We start from the raw sequence: 20,391 nt of genomic DNA on the forward strand, positions 1-20,391 counted from the left end.
TCGTGCGCGGCCATCTTTGCAGGAGAGGACGAGACCCACCCATGACGACTGTCGAGGTGCCCCACGGCTCACGCTCGGTGATCCTCACCGTGTCCGCCGTCGTCGAGGAGACCGCCGACACGCGGTCGATCGTGTTCGCCGTCCCGGACGAGCTGCGCGACAAATTCGCCTACCGGCCCGGCCAGTTCCTCACCCTGCGCATCCCGAGCGACCGGACGGGCTCGGTGGCCCGCTGCTACTCGCTCGCGAGCTCGCCGTTCACCGACGACGCCCCCAAGGTCACCGTCAAGCGCACCTCCGACGGCTACGGATCCAACTGGCTGTGCGACAACATCGCGGCCGGACAGACCCTCGAGGTGCTCCCTCCCGCGGGCGTCTTCACCCCGAAGTCGCTCGACCACGACTTCCTGCTGTTCGGCGCCGGCAGCGGCATCACCCCGGTGATCTCGATCCTCAAGTCCGCGCTCACCCAGGGCGGCGGCACGGTGGTGCTGGTCTACGCCAACCGCGACGAGAAGTCCGTCATCTTCGCCGAGGAGCTGCGGGCTCTCGCGGAGAAGTACCCGACGCGCCTGACCGTCGTGCACTGGCTCGAGTCCGTCCAGGGTCTGCCCACCGCCGACCAGCTCGCGGCGATCGCAACGCCCTACGAGTCGTACGAGGCGTTCATGTGCGGCCCCGGACCGTTCATGGACACGGTCCACCAGGCACTGAACACCGTGGGCATGCCCCGCGCCCGCGTGCACGCCGAGGTCTTCAACTCGCTGTCGGGCGACCCGTTCGCCGACCAGGCGCCGGTCGAGGTCAGCGACGAGGACGCCGCCGACGCCGCGACCGTCGAGGTCGAACTCGACGGCGAGGTCCACAAGCTCTCGTGGCCGCGTACGCAGACCCTCGTCGACATCATGCTCGCGAAGGGCATCGACGTGCCGTATTCGTGTCAGGAGGGCGAATGCGGGTCGTGCGCGTGCACCGTGCTCGAGGGCAAGGTCGAGATGGAGAACTGCGACGTGCTCGACCCCGAGGACATCGAGGCGGGCTACATCCTCGGTTGCCAGGCCCGGCCGGTGACCGACCACCTCAAGATCGAGTTCTGAGCCGGCGGGTTCACGCCCCGCTGATCCCGCTCTCTGCGGAAGTGCCCGGCCCCTACGAACGTGCGGGGACGGGCACTTCCCGCATCCCGGCGGAGTCGGGCTTCGGCTTTCGCACGAGCACGCCGACCCCGGCCACGAGCGCCAGCACGGCGACGACCACGCCGTAGCCGACGGCGGTGGACATCAGGCCGAACGATCCGGCCGCCGCCCCGGCGGCCATCGCGGGCACCGAGAACGCGAAGTAGCAGACGACGAAGGTCGTTGCGAATATCCGGCCGCGCTCGTGGGGTCGGCCGAGCGAGCCGACCACGCCCATGGCCGCGACGAAGGTCGAACCCCAGCCGAAGCCGGCGACCGCGGTACCCGCGTAGTACGCCGCGACCCATCCCGTGAGGAGCGCGGTGATCACCGCGGCCAGTCCCGTCACGAGCAACACGGCCCCGAGGATCACGATGCGATGGGGGTCGCGGCGGGCCGTGGTGGTCGCCGCGACCGTGCCCGCCGTGAACAGCGTGCCGATCGCCAGACCCGCGGCGAGGCGGTTGTCGATACCGAATACCGAGTCGACGATCGAGGGCCCCAGCGACATGTACAGCCCGCCGAGTGCCCATGCCGACATCAGACTGGGCAGGATGAGCAGATAGCGGCCCCGGACCTCACGGGGCACCGACGCGCTCGGCACCAGGCTCCGCAGGGCGTCGCGTCGCGACGGGAAACCCACCGACGGCGAGGTCTCCGGCACGAAGATCAGCGCGATCGCCAGCACGACGGCGAGAACGCCGACGACCGCATAGCTCAGGACCGTGGGGAGCGGCGCGAACTGTACGAGTACGCCGGCTCCCGCCGCGCCGAGCGCGAGGCCGAGCGACGGCGCCGCGGTGTTGATCAGCGGACCGATGTGCCTGTTCGGCTGCATCTCGATCACGGCCGCCGCCAGCGCGCTCGTCGCCGCGCCCACCGCGAGACCCTGCAGGATCCGCGCGACGATCAGCCACCCCACCCCCGGGGAGGCGATGAAGACCACCATGCTCGCCGCGAGCAACAGCAGGGCCGTCACGATCACGGGTCTGCGCCCGACGTGGTCGGACAGCGACCCCACCGTCACGAGCGCCGCGAGCAGTGCGAGCACGTAGACCGCGAACACCACCGTGAGCATCGCCGCGGAGAACCCCCACATCTGCTGGTAGACGGGATACAGCGGTGACGGTGCCGACGACGACGCGGTGAGGGTGAACGCTCCCAGGCCGACCACGGCGAAACCGAACGAGCGGATACGGCCGCGGGGCTGGACGGGAGCAGTCATCGAACCTCCAGAAGGTGATCGGCGCGTTCCACGCGAGAGACGAACGGCGTGTCCCACGCGGAAACGAACGAGCGCCTCCGCGCGAATTGGTGAACACCCCTTCACCAACATACTTCGCTCGACGAAGTATTCCTCCGGCCATCCACCCGACGGCTCGGACACTCAGAGGGAGGTGGCGTCCTCGACGTCCTCGTCCCGCATGTCGCCGGGCGCCGCGAGCAGGGCGCGACCGGCAGCGAAGACCGTCGCTGCCAGCGGCAACTCTCCGGGCACACCGCTGCGGAAGACTTCGACACGGCCCGAACCCGAGGCGGGTCGCCCGAGCGCATCGATCCGGCGCAGCGTCTGCCGTGCGACGGCCTCGGCGCTGTCGAACAGGCGCACTCCGGCCGGCAGGTGTTCGATGATGGTGTCGGCGACAAGCGGATAGTGGGTGCAACCGAGAACCACACCCTGGACATCCCGAGGGGTGCGCTCGGCCGCGGAGGCGACCGCTGCGGCGACGGCCACCCGATCACCCGCATCGATGGCGTCGGCAAGTCCGTGACACGCCACGCCGACGACCTCGGACCCGTTCGCGAACTGGTCGATCAGATTCGCCTGGTACCTGCTCGCGGTGGTCGCCGCGGTGGCCCAGATCGCCACCGAATCGCACGCCGCGGCCGCGGGCTTGACCGCGGGGACCGTGCCCACCACGGGCACCGCCGGACCGAGATCGGCCCGGACGTGTTCGAGGGCGGTCACCGATGCGGTGTTGCATGGGAGCACGACCACCTCGGCGCCCCGGGCGACGGCGCGACGGGCGGTGGTGACGACCCGGTCGATCACCCAGTCCGGAGACTTCGGGCCCCACGGGGCGCCGTCGGGATCCGTCGACAACATGAGGTCGAGATCGGGACGCAACCGTCGCAGCCACGCGGACGTCGGCAACAGCCCGAGACCCGAGTCGATGAGCGCAACGATCACCCTACGAATCTAGCGGGTCGCGCACGGCCGGCCCGACGGCGGTCGTTCCGGCGCGCAGCTCACTCCTCTAGACCGCCGCCGTGAGCAGCTCGTCGATCGGGGCGCCCGCAGCGATCTTCGCGCGCGACTTCATGACCAGCGCGGGCAGGCCGCCGCCCACAGCGCCGACGAACCTGCCGTCGCGCTCGTAGTACGCGAGGAACTTGCGGCCGTCGTCGCGCACGACGTGCACCGTGTCGTCGGCGGTGACCGCACCGAGGCCCTGGATCTTGATGTCGTACTGGTCGCTCCAGAAGTAGGGCACCTGTGCGGCGGCCCCGGCCTCGACGCCCATGATGGTCTTCGCCAGGACGGATGCCTGCTCGCCGGCGTTCGTCCAGTGCTCGATGCGCCTGCGCCCACCGGCCGGTACCTGCCAGGACGCGACATCGCCGACGGCCCACACGTGCGGGGTGGAGGTGCGGCCCGTGCCGTCGCACACGACACCGTTCTCGACTTCGACACCCGATCCCTCGAGCCACTCGGTGGCCGGGATCGAACCGATGCCCAGCACGACGAGGTCGACGTCGATCTCGCTGCTGTCGCCGAGGACGGCGGAGGTGACACGGCCGTCGCCGAGGACGGCGGAGGTGACACGGCCGTCGCCGAGGACGGCGGAGGTGACACGGCCGTCGCCGCGGATCTCCGACAATCCGACGCCGGCACGCACGTCGACGCCCTCGGCGGTGTGCAGGCGGGTGACGAGAGCACCGACCTCGGCACCGAGCACCGATGCGAGCGGGGTGGGCTGCGGTTCGACCAGCACGACCTCCACCTCGCGCGCCCGCAGGCTCGCCGCGACCTCGCACCCGATGAACCCGGCACCGACGACGAGCGCGCGGGCACCCGGAACGATCGCCTCGCGCAGGGCGCGGCTGTCCTCGAGCGACCGCAGGACGTGGACCCCCGCCAAATCCGGCAGACCGGGGATGCGGCGGGGCCGCAGACCCGTGGCGACGACGAGTTCGTCGTAGCCGAGTTCGGTGCCGTCGCTGAGCGTGAGGATGCGCGACGCGGTGTCGACCGAGCGAGCCGCGGCACCGAGCATCAACTCGATGCGGTTGTCGCCGAAGAACTCGCTCGGCCGAAGAGTCGTGTCGTCGCGGTCGCCGCGCAGGACCTCCTTCGACAGGGGCGGGCGGTCGTAGGGCAGGTGCGTCTCGTCGCCGACGAGCACGAGTTCGCCCTCGTATCCGGCCCGGCGCAGCTCTTCGGCGGTACGCACCGCCGCCAGGCCGGCGCCCACGACCACGACGCGCTCCGGCGTACTCTCGGTCTCCCGCTCGTTCGACACCCTCGGCCCATCCTTCGCTTCGTCTGTTGTGACACGCAAGCGCGTTCCGTGCGGTAGTGATGCATCCCACTCCGCGTCCCACGTTCTTACCAAACAGCGACGACGGGCGACAGACCTACGTCGGCCGTTAGAGTTCGAGGCACCGTGAGGACAATGGGATCCAGCACAGGATCGAGCACGGAACACGACCGGTACACCTACCTGGGAGCCCCTCATGACCAGCGACAGCGGCGCAGGTATCAGCCGCATACAGTTCGGCGCCGGAACCTCCTCCGGATCCGCCGACCCGCAGGGCCGCACGATCATCGCGGACGCGGTGGTGGCCAAGATCGCGGGGCTCGCGACCCGCGAGATCAGCGGCGTCATCGAGGTGGGCGCCGGCACCGCCCGCGTCGTGGGCGCACTGCGCGACCGCATCCCCGGTGCGCGCATCAACCACGGACAGGGTGTCGCCGTCGAGGTCGGTGAACGTCAGGCCGCGATCGACATCGGCATCGTCGCCGAATACGGCGTCGCGCTGCACGAACTCGCCGTCGCCATCCGGCACAACGTCATCGCTGCGGTCGAACGCATGACGGGACTCGAGGTCACCGAGGTCAACATCACGGTCTTCGACGTGATGCTCCACGAAGAGGCCGCGGCCCTCACCGACGACGCCAAACCCCGCGTGCAGTGAACCCCGGATCAGCAGCGCAGGCGAATGCGGCCGACCTGGTGGCGGACGCCGCGCTGTCCGTTCCCGGCGTCGTGGGTCTGCACCGCGGCGCATTCGGGGAGGTCGCCACCTATCTGCCCGGCCGACGGGTCGAAGGTGTGCGGCTGACCGATCAGCTGTGCGCGGTGCACATCGTCGTGCGGATCCCCGCCGATCTCCCGGCCGTCGCCGACGCCGTCCGCGTCCGGGTGTCCCCGCTGGTGGACGTCCCCGTCCAGGTGACCATCGAAGATGTCCACGCCGGTGAACGAGAAGGAGCCCCATCGTGAACCACACACCCGTCAGCAACACCGTCGTCGGACTCCTCGCGGGGCTGCTCCTGGCCCTCGCCGGCATCATCGGCGGATTCAGCGGTCTGCTGTTCGCCGTGCTGCTCGGCGCGCTCGGTGCCGCGATCGGCGCCCATCGCGACGGCCACCTCGACCTCGGCGCCCTGTTGAGGAGTCGGGGCCGTGGCTGATCCCACCGCGTCCGACGTCGGGACATCCGACGACACCGGGACCGGGGTCGTTCCCCCGGGCGAACGCGGCAGCCTTGTCGTCAAGGACCGTGCGATCGAACGCATCGCCGCGGCTGCCGCGCTCGGCGTTCCCGGTGTGGTGCGGCACAGCGGAGGTGGGATCCTGCGTCTCACCGGCCGCGACCTGCCCCGGGCCGATGTCACCACCGGCGCGAAGGCCGTCGCGGTGAATCTCTACATCGCCGCCGAATGGCCGTACGACGCGGCGATGCTCACCCGCCGGGTCCACGACGCGGTCGAACGCCAGCTGAACGACCTGACGGGCATGCGGATCAGCGAACTCAACGTGCTCATCGTCGCGACCGCGCTCGTCGAGGACGGCGAGACCGACGAGGCGCAGCCACCCGTCGAGTACCTGGAATCCGACATCGTCGCGGCGCGGACCACTCCGCATCCCGACATCCCCACCGTCGCTCCCCTGCCACCGCTGGCGCCGCCCGCGGCCGCACCCGCCGCCGCGATCGTGGCGATCGCGGCGCTCGCCCTGTCGTTCGTCGCCGCCCGGGAACTGCTCATCGTCAACGGGACGTACGGCGGTGCCCCGTGGCTGCGCAACTCCTTCGAGTGGTTCGGCCGTCTGCACTGGCACACCTGGCTCGCACCCGTCGCGGGCGTCTGCCTCGTCCTCGGGATCGTCCTGATCGTCGTCGCCCTCAAACCCCGCCGCCGGACGCATGTGCCGCTGCAGGTCGCGGGGCCGGTGCCCACGGTGTGGATGCGGCGCACGGACGTCGCACGCATGTGCAGCGCCCACGCGTCCGCTCTCACCGGCGTGCGCACGGCCCGCACGGTCGTCGACCGTCGCCGTGCCGTGGTGCGCATCTCGATCGAGGACGAGACACCGGTCGACGAGATCACCGCGTCCGTGCGCGGCGCGGTCGCCCCGAACCTCGCGGCGCTCGCCGACCCCGTCGAACTCGTGGTGGAGGTGGCGCGGTGAAACTCCGTACCGTGCTGGCGAATCGGCTCGTCACCTTCCTGGCGGGCCTCGCCCTCGCCGGTGCCGGCGCATTCGCCCTGGCGTGGGTGTGGCAGGTTCCCCTAGCTCGAGAGCAACTCTCGCGTCTCGACCGTCCCCGCGTGACCGACGTCCCGGACCAGTCGTGGTGGACACCGGCCCTGTGGTCGGTCTTCGCGGGCGGACTCGTGCTCGGCATCGCGTTGCTCGCTGTCAACCTGTCGCGCCGGCGCACGTCGACCGTGCAGCTCTACGACCAGGTCACCGACGCGACCCTCGGTGTCGAACTCGGTCCCGTCGTCGACGGTGTGGCAGCCGAACTCGCCGCCCTGCCGGGCGTGCGGGCCGTGCGCGGACGCGCGGTCGTCGAACGCCACCTGCCGACGCTCTCGGTGGTGGTGCACGCCGACCCGACCATCGATGTCACCGAGCTGACGGAAGCCGCGGAGGATGCCGCCCAGCGGGTCGCGCGCGCTCTCGGCGGGGCGCACGTGGCGACGCAGGTCCTGGTACATCTCGACCCGGCTGTGGATGTCCACTGAGCCCATCCACCCCGGGCCGGAACCCATCCGGCCCGGGGTGGCTCAGCTTCGGGCCGCGTCCACGAGGTCGTGCTCGACGCTGTAGTCCACGCGCATCCGGTCCATCGCCACGTCGCGCACCTTGTACGCCCGCTGTGTGGTGCGTTCGAGGTCCGGATAGCGGAATTCATGGACGCGGTCGACGAGCGCGAGCAGCGGCCCGACGCGTCCGAGGACGTGCTTGAGCGGGCTGTCGGGGATGTGCAGGGCGTCGGCGTCGGCGTCGCCGATGAACACCCGCTGCAGCGAGTGCATCACCGTGCGGGCGACCGTCGTCCGGATCGGTGCGGTGCCCGGCAGCAGGTTGGCCAGCTCCGGGACGAGATACTGCTCGGTCAGCGCGGTGACGAAATCCCGGTCCTCGTCGCTGGGGCCGGGCGAGGTGAGCCGGTACAGGTCCTCGACCGCGATGTGGTCGCGTTCGGTGCGCAGGCCCAGTTCCTCGCCCATCCCGATCACGTGCCCGACGTAGCGCCACAGGTGGTAGATGTCGTCGAGTTCGCGATCGGTGAAGCGCACCCCGAGGATCTGCATCGCCTCGACCGCGATGTGCCCGAACTCGGCCATCGTGAGCGCCATGTACGACTGCGGGATCGGCACTCCCCAGGCGTCCTCGTCCCACACCCCGCTCGCGAGAATGCCCTTGCGCACGTGGGCGTGGATCAGGCGCACCCGCACCGTGAACGCGAATCCGCCTCCGTCGCGGCGCATTCCGCCGCGAGTGAGGACGTGCCGTAACCACTCCCCGACCTCGACCGACCGCACGGCCGGCTGACTCACATAGCGGCCCGTCAGTGCGAGAGGCTTTCCGGCGATGAAGTTTCCGGCACCGCGCAGCAGCGAGGCAGCACCGAGCACCATGCCGAGGATCGGCGTGTGCCGAACGAGCGCGTCGGCGGCGTTGTCGATGCGGTCGTGGTCGACCCAGGCGGGTTCGTCGTCGAGGAAGGCGAACAGCTCTCGCAGGGATTCGGGTGCGTCGGGGACCGCCTCGACACCGTGGGTGAGTGCGACGCGCACGGCAGCCGTCGCGGAGTTCGGACCGAAGTCGTCGTTCACCACGGCGTCGGCCGGCGGGTCGGCCTGCCACATGCCGTCGAGCCAGCGCTCGCCGAGATCTGCGTATCGGCGCACCGCAAGGTCGGCGTTGACGAGATCACGTGGGATGTGTCGCTCCATGCATCCATGGAAACACGAGGAATCCTCACTTACTATTCACTTTTCATGAGCTCCCCACGCGGCAACAGAACCGCAGGCAGAACCCTTCGGAAGCGTCCTGTGCAGCAGCGAAGTCACGACACCCGCAAGTTGCTCCTCACCTCTGCGTACGAGTTGCTCGAGCGCAGCCCCACCGCGCGGATCAGCACCACGGCACTCGCCGAGCACGCCCACGTGAGCATCGGGACGGTCTACCGATACTTCCCCGACGTCGACGCCGTGCTCGACGAACTCCGCATGACCGCCGTCCACGCGATCACCACCTCGCTGTCCACCGCCATCGGGCGGGCGATGGACCAGCAGCCGGAGGACGCCATGGCGACGGTCGTGGAAAGCCTCACCGCCGCGTTCGAGAAACACGCCGCGGTGCTCCGGGTGTCGTACACCTCCGGGGAGATCGAGTTCGGACTCGCGTGGGCCGAGGTCGAAGGTCCGCTGCGGCCGCTCGGACGCATCATCCCGGCGCGGCTGCGACCCGATCTCGACGACGCAGCACTCGACGATCTCGTGTTCATCGTGATGGGAGCGACGGCGAGCCTGTGTTCACGGATCGCCCTCTTGCGGCCCCGGAGATCCGATCGGACCCGGATGATCGCGGTGACGGCGCGGATGCTCCTCGCCGCGATCGAGAGCGCCTGACGCACGGCGCATCGTGTACGGCGCTCATCTCCGGGTTCGAAAACAGACCCGACGTCCTGCCGAACGGCACATACTGATCACTGTCGTTCTCACACCGTCGTCTCGACCGAGGAGAGTGCTGTGCGTCGACTACCGATCGTGTTGTCCGCCGTGATCCTCACCGTCGCGGCCGCCTGCGGCAACGACACCTCGAGCGAATCACCGCTCGCCGCAACGTCCGAAGCGACCGCGACCGATGCGACCGCTACCGGCGCGGCGCCCGCCGACGAATTCCAGGACGTGCTCGACCGCGTCCGCGAGGAAGTCGGCTTTCCGGGAGTCGTTGCGCGCGTGGTCACCCCGGAATACGAGTGGACCGGTTCGTCCGGCACGATCGGTGCGGATCGATCGGAGGAACCCGGCCCGGACGACCACACCCGCATCGGCAGCATCACGAAGACGATGACGATCACCGCTCTACTGCAACTGGCGGAGGACGACCGCCTGTCGCTGGAGGATCCGATCGGCCGCTATGTGCCGGGCCTGCCGAACGGCGACGTCGCCACCCTGGGTCAGCTGGCCTCGATGGTGAGCGGCATCCCCAGCTACACCTTCGACGAGGAATTCCAGCAGCAACTCTTCGACGATCCGGAGGCACCGTGGACCCCGGACGAACTCCTCGACTACGTACGCGGTGACGCACCGAACTTCGCTCCCGGGGAGCGGTTCGAGTACTCCAACACCAACACGATCGCGCTCGGGCTGGTCGTCGAGCAGGTTTCCGGGCAGAGCCTGCACGAGTACTTCCGGGCGAACATCTTCGAGCCCCTGGGCATGGCCGACACCGTCATGCCCACCGACGCGGCCATCGCGTCACCGCACCTGTACGGGATCACCGAACAGGGACAGCCGGACGGGCAGACGGCCGATGCGACCGGTTGGAACCCGTCGTGGGGATGGTCGGCCGGCGCGGTGATCTCCACCGTCGACGACCTCGAACTGTGGGGCACGGCCCTCGGGACGGGCGAGGGCATCCTCTCCCCCGAGATGCAGCAGCTCCGTCTCGACTCGTTCCTGTTCGACGTCCCCGGTGCGACCGACACGCGCGCCTACGGCCTCGGGCTCGGTATCGAGAACGGCTGGCTCGGCCACACGGGCGAACTCCCCGGTTTCAACACCTACGTGGGATATCTGCCCGAGCGCCGGGCCGTGGTCGTCGCCGCCGTGAGCAGCGACATCCCGACGGCCGACGGGGAGGAACCGGTGACCCCCGTGGCAAACCAGCTGAAGGAGATCGTCGGCTGATCGCTTGTGATCCAGAAACGCCGAACGGCGCCCACCCGGAGGGTGGACGCCGTTCGAGCGTCAGTGAGGACTAGCTCACTTGATGATCCCGTAGGCGGTGCCTACTTGATGATCCCGTAGGCGGTGCCTACTTGATGATCTTCGTGACGCGACCGGCGCCGACGGTGCGGCCACCCTCGCGGATCGCGAAGCGGAGGCCCTCGTCCATGGCGACCGGCTGGATCAGCTTGACGGACATCTCGGTGTTGTCACCGGGCATGACCATCTCGGTGCCCTCGGGGAGGGTCACAACGCCCGTCACGTCCGTGGTACGGAAGTAGAACTGCGGGCGGTAGTTGTTGAAGAACGGCGTGTGGCGGCCGCCCTCCTCCTTGTTGAGGATGTAGGCCTGGCCCTCGAACTCCGTGTGGGGAGTCGTGGTGCCCGGCTTGACGACGACCTGGCCACGCTCGACGTCCTCGCGCTTGATGCCGCGGACGAGGAGACCGACGTTGTCGCCGGCCTGGCCCTGGTCGAGCAGCTTGCGGAACATCTCGATGCCGGTGACCGTGGTCTTGGTCGAATCGGGGCGGATGCCGACGATCTCGACCTCTTCGTTGACGTTGATCACGCCACGCTCGATACGGCCGGTGACGACAGTGCCACGACCCGTGATGGTGAAGACGTCCTCGACGGGCATGAGGAACGGCTTGTCGGTCTCACGGACCGGGTCCGGGATGGAGTCGTCGACGGCCTGCATGAGGTCGACGATCGACTGGACCCACTTCTCGTCACCCTCGAGAGCCTTGAGAGCGGAGATCGGGACGACCGGAGCGTTCTCGTCGAACTCCTGCGAAGCGAGGAGCTCGCGCACCTCCATCTCGACGAGCTCGAGGATTTCCTCGTCGTCGACCATGTCGGCCTTGTTCAGGGCGACGAGGATGTAGGGAACGCCGACCTGGCGAGCGAGCAGCACGTGCTCACGCGTCTGGGGCATCGGGCCGTCGGTGGCCGCCACGACCAGGATCGCGCCGTCCATCTGGGCGGCACCGGTGATCATGTTCTTGATGTAGTCCGCGTGACCCGGGGCGTCGACGTGCGCGTAGTGGCGCTTGTCGGTCTGGTACTCGACGTGGGAGATGTTGATCGTGATACCACGAGCCTTCTCCTCAGGTGCCTTGTCGATCTGATCGAAAGCGAAGCTCTCGTTCAGGTCGGGGAACTTGTCGGCAAGCACCTTGGTGATCGCAGCCGTGGTGGTGGTCTTGCCGTGGTCGACGTGACCGATGGTGCCGATGTTCACGTGCGGCTTGGTCCGCTCGAACTTCGCCTTCGCCACTGGATGTCCTCCTGGACTGTTGTTGCTTGCTGTATGCAGCAGTGCGGTTTGTATTACTTGGTCGTGCAGGTGACCGAGGGATAACCCGGAGGCTACTCGCCGGTCGCCTTGGCGATGATTTCCTTCGCGACGTTCGAGGGAACCTCTGCGTAGGAATCGAACACCATGGAGAAGTTCGCACGACCCTGGGTCTTCGACCGCAGATCGCCGATGTAACCGAACATCTCCGAGAGCGGAACCAGCGCCTTCACGACACGGGCACCACTGCGTTCCTCCATGGCCTGGATCTGGCCACGGCGGGAGTTCAGGTCGCCGATCACTTCACCCATGTAGTCCTCGGGCGTGGTGACCTCGACCGCCATGAGGGGCTCGAGGATCACCGGGGCGGCCTTGCGGGCCGCTTCCTTCAGTGCCTGCGAACCGGCGATCTTGAACGCCATTTCGGACGAGTCGACGTCGTGGTACGCACCGTCGATGAGGGTGACCTTCAGGTTCACCAGCGGGTAGCCGGCGAGCACGCCGTACTGCATGGCGTCCTGGGCACCCGCGTCGACCGACGGGATGTACTCGCGCGGGATGCGACCGCCGGTGACCTTGTTCTCGAACTCGTAGGTCGCGCCGTCCTCGCCGACGAACGGCGAGAGGCCGATGATGACCTTTGCGAACTGGCCCGAGCCACCGGTCTGCTTCTTGTGCGTGAACTCGAGCTTCTCGACCGGCTTGGTGATCGTCTCGCGGTACGCGACCTGCGGCTTGCCGACGTTGGCCTCGACCTTGAACTCGCGCTTCATGCGGTCGACGAGGATGTCGAGGTGGAGCTCGCCCATACCGCCGATGACGGTCTGGCCGGTCTCGTCGTCGAGCTCGACCGAGAAGGTCGGGTCCTCTTCGGCGAGCTTCTGGATGGCCGTCGACAGCTTCTCCTGGTCGGCCTTCGACTTCGGCTCGATGGAAACCTGGATGACCGGGTCCGGGAAGGTCATCGACTCGAGGACGATCGGGGCGTCCTGCGCGCACAGGGTGTCGCCGGTCGTGGTGTCCTTCAGGCCGATCATCGCGTAGATGTGGCCCGCGACTGCCTCGTCGACCGGGTTCTCCTTGTTGGCGTGCATCTGGAACAGCTTGCCGACGCGCTCCTTCTTGCCCTTGGTCGAGTTGAGCACCTGGGTGCCCGAGTCGATCCGGCCGGAGTACACGCGGACGAAGGTCAGCTTGCCGAAGAAGGGGTGCGCAGCGATCTTGAAGGCGAGAGCCGAGAAGGGCTCCTCCTTCGAAGGCTTACGACGCAGTTCCTCTTCTTCGTTACCGACCTGGTGGCCGATGACGTCGCCGATGTCGAGCGGGTTCGGCAGGTAGTCGATGACCGCGTCGAGCATGGGCTGGATGCCCTTGTTCTTGAAGGCGGAGCCGCACAGCACCGGGTAGAGCTCGGAGTTGACGGTCATCTTGCGGATGGCCGCCTTGATCTCGGCGACGGTGAGTTCCTCGCCGCCGAAGTACTTCTCCATGAGCTCTTCGTCGGACTCGGCGACCGTCTCGAGCAGCTTCTCGCGGTACTCGGCAGCCTTGTCGGCGAGGTCGGCCGGGATCTCCTCGACCGTGGCCTCGGTGCCGATGTCGGTGGTGCCACGCCAGGTGAGCGCCTTCATCTCGACGAGGTCGACGACGCCGTCGAAGGCATCCTCGGCACCGATGGGGAGCTGGAGGACCAGCGGCTTCGCGCCCAGGCGATCGATGATCGTCTGCACGGTGAAGTAGAAGTCCGCGCCCATCTTGTCCATCTTGTTGACGAAGCAGATGCGCGGAACGTCGTACTTGGCAGCCTGGCGCCAGACCTGCTCGGACTGGGGCTCGACGCCCTCCTTGCCGTCGAACACGGCGACTGCGCCGTCGAGGACGCGCAGCGACCGCTCGACCTCGACCGTGAAGTCGACGTGGCCGGGGGTGTCGATGATGTTGATCTGGTTCTTGTTCCAGAAGCAGGTCACAGCAGCGGAGGTGATGGTGATACCACGCTCCTTCTCCTGCTCCATCCAGTCGGTGGTCGAGGCACCGTCGTGCGTCTCACCGATCTTGTAGTTGACACCGGTGTAGAAGAGGATGCGCTCGGTGGTGGTGGTCTTGCCGGCATCGATGTGCGCCATGATGCCGATGTTGCGGACCTTGTTCAGGTCGGTCAGCACTTCCTGTGCCACAGGTAACCCCGCTCGTAGCTCGTGTCGGTCCTTGGGTGCGGACCACATGTTCTTGTGTTGTCAGCCGGCCTTTACGGGACCGACACAGTTGTGCGAGCAGCCGACCGGGAGGTCCGTGATGACGGCATCTCCCGGTCGGCGACGACTCACCAGCGGTAGTGCGCGAACGCCTTGTTGGCTTCAGCCATCTTGTGCGTGTCCTCGCGGCGCTTCACGGAGGCGCCGAGGCCGTTGCTCGCGTCGAGGAGCTCGTTGGCGAGCCGCTCGACCATGGTCTTCTCGCGACGCTGACGCGAGAACGTCACCAGCCAGCGCAGTGCGAGCGTGGTGGAACGACCGGGGCGAACCTCGACCGGCACCTGGTAGGTGGCACCACCGACGCGACGGCTGCGGACCTCGAGGGCGGGCTTGACATTGTCGAGCGCGCGCTTGAGGGTGACGACCGGATCGGTACCGGTCTTCTCGCGAGCCTGCTCGAGCGCCTGGTAGACGATGCGCTCGGCGGTGGACTTCTTGCCGTCCAGCAGGATCTTGTTGACCAGCTGGGTGACCAGCGGCGAACCGTAGACCGGATCGGCGATCAGCGGGCGCTTGGGAGCGGGACCCTTACGTGGCATCAGCCCTTCTCCTTCTTCGCTCCGTAGCGGCTGCGGGCCTGCTTGCGGTTCTTGACACCCTGGGTGTCGAGCGAGCCGCGGATGATCTTGTAGCGCACACCCGGGAGGTCCTTCACACGACCGCCACGCACGAGCACCATCGAGTGCTCCTGGAGGTTGTGGCCCTCACCGGGGATGTAGGCGGTGACCTCGACCTGGGAGGTCAGGCGCACACGGGCGACCTTACGGAGAGCCGAGTTCGGCTTCTTCGGGGTGGTGGTGTACACGCGAGTGCACACACCGCGACGCTGGGGGCTGCCCTTGAGCGCCGCGCTCTTGACCTTGGCGGCCTTGTCGCGGCGGCCCTTGCGGACCAGCTGATTGATGGTTGGCATTAACCGGCTTTCTTCGTTGTCTGAAGCTGCTCACTTCGAGCAACCTCGGCTGTTCTGAAATTAGGGATCCATCGGTTGGGGCAAGAAAGCTGCTGCCCCGCACTCGCCCCTCGTGTGCACACGAGGTCGGGTGTGTCGCGTACCCCCACACAGGCAGCCGGGGGCTCGTTCCTGCAGATATCTACAGACCACGCGCACGGCACTACCTCGCATAGGCACACAGACCGGCCCGGGCATGCCGGACACGACCCACAACGATACCCGGCGTGCGCGCATGAGGTCAAAGTGAGGAGCGCGCACCCTCCCGAGGATCCGCACACACCGTCAACTGCTGAGGTTCAGTGTGAGCCGGGCCAACGTAGCAGCAGCTTCACACGGGTCCGCTCCCCCGGAGGTGTACTGCACCCACCAGCCGAAGATGCCGGTCGTCGACGCCCCGGAACTGACCCCGCACGACAGCGGATCGCCGGGTCGGCGCATCTGCAGTGCCCGCCGGCCCTCGATGGTCGTGTTCTCGATCTCGTAGCCGAGCCCCTCGGCGGCGGCGCGTTCGTGGTCGAGGGAACCGGTCTCGAACCAGTTGAAGGTGACCTTCACTACTCCCGTGGGCCCCTCGCCGTCCCAGCGGCAGATCGCACCGAAGAACCCGCGATAGACGTAATCCGCGCCCACGGCCTCGGCGATCTTCTCGTCGGCGACCGCATCGCACTCGGTGAGCAGCCGGGTGAACTCGGCGCCCGTGCCGCCGCCGACCCCCTCCGGGACGGCCCGCCCCTCGATGGTGCGGGTACATCCGGTGAGCAGAGCACCCGTCGTGAGGACGGTCGCGAGTGCGGCACCCCAGCGGCGGGCGTTCACTTCTGCACCCTTTCCACACTCGTGGTGGCCAGTCCGCGAGCGACGACGCAGGCGTCGGCGACGGGCGTGAGGTTCGAGTACGAGACCGACCAGTGGACGAAGTCGCCGCCGAACTCCACGCCGATCTCGCACAGCGTCGTCTGCCCCAGCTCGTTCTGATAGGACCCCATGAAACCCGACCGTCCCCCGATCTCGACGTCGGCGGCGGGCCGGCCGATGAGATCGGAGCCGGCGCGTTCGCGGCCGATGGGACTTCCCCGATACCACGAGAAGCTCACGCTGGGGCCGCCGACGTAGATCTCCCACTCGCAGCCCACCGAGTTGCGCGTCACCGTCGTGAAACTGCCGAGACCGAAAGCCGCCGCCACCTCGTCGTCGGACATCGCGCCGCACTCGTCGAACAGCGGGCCGGGGTCGGTGACAGACGCGGTCGGCGAGGTCTCGACCTGTCCGGCGTCGTCGGAGTTCCCGCACGCCGCCGCACCGAGACCCATGAGACCGACCGTCGCCACGGCAGCCGCCGTCCTTCCGATGCGCGGGAGAGGCATGGCGGGAAGACTACCGAGCCGGGCCCGCCTGTGTGCAACGACTCGAGGACTCCCGGAGCACCCCGTCGAGCTGCGCGGCCCAGTGACGGACGATCTCCCGCCGGCGGGCCGAGTCGTCCGTCAGCACGTCGGCCAGGCCGAGGCCGCGCGCGAGATCCAGGGTCGCCTGCACCGTCCGGTGCACGACCGGGTCGGTGTCGTCGGCACCGAGCTGCTCGACGGCCACCGCGTGCGAGACACGGCCGAACTTCTCCTCGAGCGGCAGGAGCATCTCGCGCAGAGCCGGATCGGCCGCCGCGGCCGTCCACACCTGCAGGGCGGCCTTGAACATGTTGCCGGTGCATTGGTCGACGATGCGCTCGACCACCGCCTCCGTGCGGCCGACGCCCTCGGGCACGTCGAACGGTTCGGTGCGGACCCGCTCGATGCGACTGTCGAACATGAACTCGAGCGATGCGGTGATGAGATCCTCCCGGGTCGGGAAGTGATGCTGGGCGGCCCCGCGCGACACTCCTGCCCGCTCGGCGACCACACTCACCGTGGTTGCGGCCCAACCGGATTCGACGAGGCAGTCGATCGTCGCCTCGAGCAGTCGCCGCCGCGTGGCGCGGCTGCGGTCCTGCTTCGGTTCTCGCGCCATCGGGACTCCTGTTCCTGCCTGTCCTGTCACGACCCCGTGGTCACGACCGTTCCGTCACGACTGATCTTCCGCCGAACGGGTATTCGTGCGACCCCGAGACCGTACGCAAAGGTCATCATCCGTACACTCGTATAACAGGTCGGGGGGAAAGGGGAGCACCACGTGGCGACCACCGTCAGGCGCGAGGACTACTTCGACGCCGCGTTGGCCATCCTGGCCACCAACGACCATGCCGGACTCAAGCAGGCACGGTTGTGCAGTCACCTCGAGGTGACGACCGGCTCGTTCTACAACTATTTCGAGAGCTGGGCGCAGTTCAAGACCGAATTCCTCCAGCACTGGCTCGAGAGCCAGACGCTCCAGCTCACCGCCGCGGCGCGCCTCGAGGGTTCGATGACCCGGCGGCTCCGGTTGCTCGTCGAATTCGCGTGCAGCCTCCCCCACTCCGCCGAGTCCGCCATCCGCGGTTGGTCGCACAGCGACTCCGGCGTCCACGAGGTGCAGAGCGAGGTCGACGACCTGCGGTACGCGGTGGTGGCCGAAGCGGTGGCCCAGTACCTCGGTTCGAGGGACCAGGCCGAGCGGTTCGCGCGGCTGGCCCTGTACACGCTCGTGGGCTACCAGCAGACCGTGCCGCTGCAGGACGTGAGCTCGTTGCGGTGGTCCCTCGCCTATCTGCTGGGGACGCTGCTCCCAGCGGAGGAGGCGGCCGGTCTCTTCCCGCCGGATTCCTTCCCGCCGAACATCGGAACCTCCGGGTTCGAGGTGTCGAACCCCGAAACCTCGAACCCGGAAGCATCCGACTCGGAAGCGTCGGCCTAGTACGACTTCGGCAGGCCCAGCGAGTGCTGGGCCACGAAGTTGAGGATCATCTCCCGGCTGACCGGCGCCACGCGTGCGATGCGCGCGGCGCCGAGCATCGCCGCGAGGCCGTACTCCCGAGTGAGGCCGGCACCGCCGTGGGTCTGGATCGCCTGGTCCAGCGAGGCGATCGCAGCCTCACCCGCGGCGTACTTGGCCATGTTCGCGGCCTCGGCGGCCCCGAAGTCGTCGCCGCTGTCGTAGAGGACGGCAGCCTTCTGCATCATGAGCTTGGCGAGTTCGAGCTCGATCCGGCGCTGCGCCAGCGGGTGCGCGATGCCCTGGTGCGCACCGATGGGCTGCTTCCAGACGGTCCGCTCGTTGGCGTAGCGCACCGCGGCGTCGAGGGCGTACCGGCCCATACCTACTGCCATCGCCGCGCCCATGATCCGTTCGGGGTTCAGTCCGGCGAACAGCTGCATGAGCGCGGCCTCCGGCTCACCGACGAGTGCGCCGGCGGGAAGTCGGACGTCGTCGAAGAACAGGGAGAACTGGTAGTCCGGCTCGAGGATGTCCATCTCCATGGGCGTCTTCGTGAAGCCCGGGGCATCGGTCGGCACGATGAACAGGGCCGGACGGAGCTTGCCGGTCTTCGCGTCCTCGGTGCGGGAGACGACGAGCACGGCGTCGGCCTGGTCGACACCGGAGATGTAGACCTTGCTGCCGGAGAGGATCCAGTCGTCACCGTCGCGGCGCGCGATCGTGGTGATGTTGTGCGAGTTGGATCCGGCGTCGGCCTCGGTGATGCCGAAGGCCATGATGCAAGAGCCGTCGGCGAGGCCGGGCAGCCATTCCTGCTTCTGAGCGTCGGTGCCGTACTTGGAGATGATGGTGCCGCAGATCGCCGGCGAAACCACGACGAGCAGCAGCCCGGCGCCCTTCGCGGAGAGCTCCTCCTGCACCAGCGCGAGTTCGTAGATGCCGGCGCCGCCGCCTCCGTACTGCTCCGGAAGGTTCACGCCGAGGAAGCCGAGCTTGGCCGCCTCCGCCCACAATTCGGTGAGCGGCTCGTGCGCGCGCGACTTGGGAAGTACGTAGTCGACGTAGTTGTAGCGCTCGGCCAGAGCCGCCACCGCAGCGCGTAGTTCCTTCTGTTCTTCGGTCTCGATGATGCTCACGGGGATGCCTTCCGGGTCGGGTGAGAGGACGCGCGGCCGTGGACGGTCGCATGAGGGAACAGGTGGGTCAGGCGCCGTAACCCAGCCGCTTGGCGGCGAGTTCGGTGAGGATCTCTGTGGTGCCACCACCGATGCCGAGGATGCGCATGTCGCGGTACTGCCGTTCGACCTCCGATTCGGCCATGTACCCGAGGCCGCCGAACAACTGAACCGCCTGGTCGGCGACCCATTCGCCGGCCTCGACCGCGGTGTTCTTCGCGAAACATACCTCGGCGATCAGGTCGGTCTCTCCCGCCACGGCGCGCTCGGTGACGTGCCGCGTGTAGACGCGCGCGACGTCGACGCGACGCGCCATCTCGGACAGGGTGCGCTGCACGGCCTGGCGGGTGATCAGCGGTCGGCCGAATGTCTCGCGGTCGCGGCACCACGCGACGGTCAGGTCCAGGCACCGCTGCGCACCCGAATAGGCCTGGGCGGCGAGGGCGATCCGCTCGGAGACGAAACCCTGTGCGATCTGCCAGAATCCGGTGTTCTCCGCGCCGACGAGGTTGGTGACCGGTACGCGAACGTCGGCGAAGGACAACTCGGCGGTGTCCGACGCGCGCCATCCCATCTTGTCGAGCTTGCGGGAGACGGTGAAACCCGGTGCGCCCTTCTCGATCACGAGCAACGAGACTCCCCCGGCGCCGGGACCTCCGGTGCGGACGGCGGTGACCACGAAGTCGGCGCGGCATCCCGAGGTGATGTAGGTCTTCGCTCCGTTGACGACGTAGTGGTCGCCGTCGCGCACCGAGGTGGTGGTCAGATGACCGACGTCCGATCCGCCGCCCGGTTCGGTGATCGCGAGGGACCCGACGAGTTCGCCTGCGAGAGTGGGCCGTACCCACTTGTCGATCTGATCGGGATCGCCGGCCGCGATGAGGTGCGGCAGGGCGATGCCGCACGTGAACAGTGATGCGAACGCGCCGCCCGAGGCCCCCGCCTCGTGGAACGCCTCGCACACGGTGAGCGTGTCGGCGCCGTCGCCACCGGAACCGCCGACCTCCTCGGGGAATCCGGCGCCGAGCAGGCCGATCTTCGCGGCCTCGACGTGCAGTTCGCGGGGCAGTTCGCCGGCGCGCTCCCAGTCGTCGAGGTGGGGCAGGATCTCACGCTTCACGAAACCGGTGACGGTCTCGCGGAGGGCGAGACGCTCGGGGGTGGTCCACATGCTCACGATGTCTCCGATGGTGTTTTCGGTCGAGGATG

General features: G+C 68.1%; 22 protein-coding genes. 9 read left to right on the top strand and 13 right to left on the bottom strand.

Going from position 1 to position 20,391, the window contains the following annotated elements:
* The first annotated feature begins 41 nt into the window (after positions 1-41).
* Complete coding sequence (locus BO226_RS14120; RefSeq protein ID WP_019291258.1) at positions 42-1,097, top strand: ferredoxin--NADP reductase; 1,056 nt, start codon at positions 42-44, stop codon at positions 1,095-1,097.
* A gap of 52 nt (positions 1,098-1,149) precedes the next feature.
* Here BO226_RS14120 and BO226_RS14125 read toward each other — a convergent pair whose 3' ends face one another.
* From BO226_RS14125 to BO226_RS14135, 3 genes are all read right to left on the bottom strand, one after another.
* Complete coding sequence (locus tag BO226_RS14125) at positions 1,150-2,400, bottom strand: MFS transporter (RefSeq protein ID WP_071935498.1); 1,251 nt, start codon at positions 2,398-2,400, stop codon at positions 1,150-1,152.
* A gap of 162 nt (positions 2,401-2,562) precedes the next feature.
* Positions 2,563-3,366, bottom strand: coding sequence for a glutamate racemase (locus BO226_RS14130; RefSeq protein WP_006552244.1), 804 nt, complete (start codon positions 3,364-3,366; stop codon positions 2,563-2,565).
* Between the two features lie 67 nt (positions 3,367-3,433).
* A complete protein-coding gene (locus BO226_RS14135; RefSeq protein ID WP_071935499.1) occupies positions 3,434-4,699 on the bottom strand; it encodes an NAD(P)/FAD-dependent oxidoreductase in 1,266 nt (421 codons plus the stop codon).
* Positions 4,700-4,913: 214 nt separating this feature from the next.
* On the opposite strand from BO226_RS14135, the gene BO226_RS14140 reads away from it, so the two are divergent.
* From BO226_RS14140 to BO226_RS14160, 5 genes are read left to right on the top strand one after another with little or no spacing between them, the layout of a single operon-like run.
* The gene (locus BO226_RS14140) at positions 4,914-5,375 is read left to right on the top strand and encodes an Asp23/Gls24 family envelope stress response protein (RefSeq protein ID WP_006552246.1); all 462 of its coding nucleotides are present in this window, start codon (positions 4,914-4,916) and stop codon (positions 5,373-5,375) included.
* Positions 5,372-5,683: a hypothetical protein gene (locus tag BO226_RS14145; RefSeq protein WP_006552247.1), complete on the top strand. Its 312-nt coding sequence runs from the start codon at positions 5,372-5,374 to the stop codon at positions 5,681-5,683. The genes BO226_RS14140 and BO226_RS14145 overlap by 4 nt, the downstream gene beginning before the upstream one ends.
* Positions 5,680-5,874, top strand: coding sequence for a hypothetical protein (locus tag BO226_RS14150; protein WP_006552248.1), 195 nt, complete (start codon positions 5,680-5,682; stop codon positions 5,872-5,874). Before BO226_RS14145 ends, BO226_RS14150 begins: the two co-directional genes overlap by 4 nt.
* Positions 5,867-6,874 carry a DUF6286 domain-containing Asp23/Gls24 family envelope stress response protein gene (locus tag BO226_RS14155; RefSeq protein ID WP_006552249.1) on the top strand — a complete coding sequence of 336 codons (1,008 nt, stop codon included), beginning with the start codon at positions 5,867-5,869 and terminating at the stop codon, positions 6,872-6,874. The genes BO226_RS14150 and BO226_RS14155 overlap by 8 nt, the downstream gene beginning before the upstream one ends.
* Positions 6,871-7,434 (top strand): hypothetical protein, encoded by a 564-nt coding sequence (locus BO226_RS14160; protein ID WP_006552251.1) that lies wholly within the window; start codon positions 6,871-6,873, stop codon positions 7,432-7,434. The genes BO226_RS14155 and BO226_RS14160 overlap by 4 nt, the downstream gene beginning before the upstream one ends.
* A gap of 42 nt (positions 7,435-7,476) precedes the next feature.
* Here BO226_RS14160 and BO226_RS14165 read toward each other — a convergent pair whose 3' ends face one another.
* Complete coding sequence (locus BO226_RS14165; protein WP_071935500.1) at positions 7,477-8,652, bottom strand: oxygenase MpaB family protein; 1,176 nt, start codon at positions 8,650-8,652, stop codon at positions 7,477-7,479.
* A 99-nt stretch (positions 8,653-8,751) separates the two neighbouring features.
* On the opposite strand from BO226_RS14165, the gene BO226_RS14170 reads away from it, so the two are divergent.
* On the top strand, positions 8,752-9,330 hold the full coding sequence (locus BO226_RS14170) for a TetR/AcrR family transcriptional regulator (protein ID WP_071935501.1): 579 nt from the start codon (positions 8,752-8,754) through the stop codon (positions 9,328-9,330).
* Positions 9,331-9,468: 138 nt separating this feature from the next.
* Positions 9,469-10,614 (top strand): serine hydrolase domain-containing protein, encoded by a 1,146-nt coding sequence (locus tag BO226_RS14175; protein WP_232237956.1) that lies wholly within the window; start codon positions 9,469-9,471, stop codon positions 10,612-10,614.
* 127 nt (positions 10,615-10,741) lie between these two features.
* On the opposite strand, the gene tuf is transcribed toward BO226_RS14175, so the two are convergent.
* The 7 genes from tuf to BO226_RS14210 form a co-directional block, all read right to left on the bottom strand.
* Positions 10,742-11,932, bottom strand: coding sequence for an elongation factor Tu (tuf, locus tag BO226_RS14180; protein WP_064060461.1), 1,191 nt, complete (start codon positions 11,930-11,932; stop codon positions 10,742-10,744).
* Between the two features lie 92 nt (positions 11,933-12,024).
* Positions 12,025-14,127, bottom strand: coding sequence for an elongation factor G (gene fusA, locus BO226_RS14185; RefSeq protein WP_024101663.1), 2,103 nt, complete (start codon positions 14,125-14,127; stop codon positions 12,025-12,027).
* 146 nt (positions 14,128-14,273) lie between these two features.
* Positions 14,274-14,744, bottom strand: a complete 471-nt coding sequence (gene rpsG, locus BO226_RS14190) for a 30S ribosomal protein S7 (protein WP_006552257.1) — start codon at positions 14,742-14,744, stop codon at positions 14,274-14,276.
* Positions 14,744-15,118 carry a 30S ribosomal protein S12 gene (gene rpsL, locus BO226_RS14195; RefSeq protein WP_006552258.1) on the bottom strand — a complete coding sequence of 125 codons (375 nt, stop codon included), beginning with the start codon at positions 15,116-15,118 and terminating at the stop codon, positions 14,744-14,746. Before rpsL ends, rpsG begins: the two co-directional genes overlap by 1 nt.
* A 324-nt stretch (positions 15,119-15,442) precedes the next feature.
* Positions 15,443-15,976 carry a DUF3558 domain-containing protein gene (locus tag BO226_RS14200; protein WP_071935503.1) on the bottom strand — a complete coding sequence of 178 codons (534 nt, stop codon included), beginning with the start codon at positions 15,974-15,976 and terminating at the stop codon, positions 15,443-15,445.
* Positions 15,973-16,524 (bottom strand): DUF3558 domain-containing protein, encoded by a 552-nt coding sequence (locus tag BO226_RS14205; RefSeq protein WP_051121622.1) that lies wholly within the window; start codon positions 16,522-16,524, stop codon positions 15,973-15,975. The genes BO226_RS14200 and BO226_RS14205 overlap by 4 nt, the downstream gene beginning before the upstream one ends.
* A gap of 10 nt (positions 16,525-16,534) precedes the next feature.
* Positions 16,535-17,164 carry a TetR/AcrR family transcriptional regulator gene (locus tag BO226_RS14210; RefSeq protein WP_071935504.1) on the bottom strand — a complete coding sequence of 210 codons (630 nt, stop codon included), beginning with the start codon at positions 17,162-17,164 and terminating at the stop codon, positions 16,535-16,537.
* A gap of 162 nt (positions 17,165-17,326) precedes the next feature.
* Here BO226_RS14210 and BO226_RS14215 point away from each other — a divergent pair, with 162 nt between their 5' ends.
* Positions 17,327-17,986: a TetR/AcrR family transcriptional regulator gene (locus tag BO226_RS14215; protein ID WP_071935505.1), complete on the top strand. Its 660-nt coding sequence runs from the start codon at positions 17,327-17,329 to the stop codon at positions 17,984-17,986.
* Here BO226_RS14215 and BO226_RS14220 read toward each other — a convergent pair.
* Positions 17,983-19,143, bottom strand: coding sequence for an acyl-CoA dehydrogenase family protein (locus BO226_RS14220; RefSeq protein WP_071935506.1), 1,161 nt, complete (start codon positions 19,141-19,143; stop codon positions 17,983-17,985). The genes BO226_RS14215 and BO226_RS14220 overlap by 4 nt on opposite strands.
* A gap of 67 nt (positions 19,144-19,210) precedes the next feature.
* Positions 19,211-20,359, bottom strand: coding sequence for an acyl-CoA dehydrogenase family protein (locus BO226_RS14225; RefSeq protein WP_071935507.1), 1,149 nt, complete (start codon positions 20,357-20,359; stop codon positions 19,211-19,213).
* Positions 20,360-20,391: the final 32 nt, after the last annotated feature.

It is taken from the genome of Rhodococcus sp. 2G, assembly GCF_001886355.1.
GTDB classification, from domain to species: domain Bacteria; phylum Actinomycetota; class Actinomycetes; order Mycobacteriales; family Mycobacteriaceae; genus Rhodococcus; species Rhodococcus pyridinivorans.

What these genes read in the sequence shown, in the direction of transcription:
- BO226_RS14120 (WP_019291258.1), top strand. Translation starts at nt 42, where the DNA reads ATGACGACTGTCGAGGTGCCCCACGGCTCACGCTCGGTGATCCTCACC.
- BO226_RS14125 (WP_071935498.1), bottom strand. Translation starts at nt 2,400, where the DNA reads ATGACTGCTCCCGTCCAGCCCCGCGGCCGTATCCGCTCGTTCGGTTTC.
- BO226_RS14140 (WP_006552246.1), top strand. Translation starts at nt 4,914, where the DNA reads ATGACCAGCGACAGCGGCGCAGGTATCAGCCGCATACAGTTCGGCGCC.
- BO226_RS14165 (WP_071935500.1), bottom strand. Translation starts at nt 8,652, where the DNA reads ATGGAGCGACACATCCCACGTGATCTCGTCAACGCCGACCTTGCGGTG.
- rpsG (WP_006552257.1), bottom strand. Translation starts at nt 14,744, where the DNA reads ATGCCACGTAAGGGTCCCGCTCCCAAGCGCCCGCTGATCGCCGATCCG.
- rpsL (WP_006552258.1), bottom strand. Translation starts at nt 15,118, where the DNA reads ATGCCAACCATCAATCAGCTGGTCCGCAAGGGCCGCCGCGACAAGGCC.
- BO226_RS14205 (WP_051121622.1), bottom strand. Translation starts at nt 16,524, where the DNA reads ATGCCTCTCCCGCGCATCGGAAGGACGGCGGCTGCCGTGGCGACGGTC.
- BO226_RS14210 (WP_071935504.1), bottom strand. Translation starts at nt 17,164, where the DNA reads ATGGCGCGAGAACCGAAGCAGGACCGCAGCCGCGCCACGCGGCGGCGA.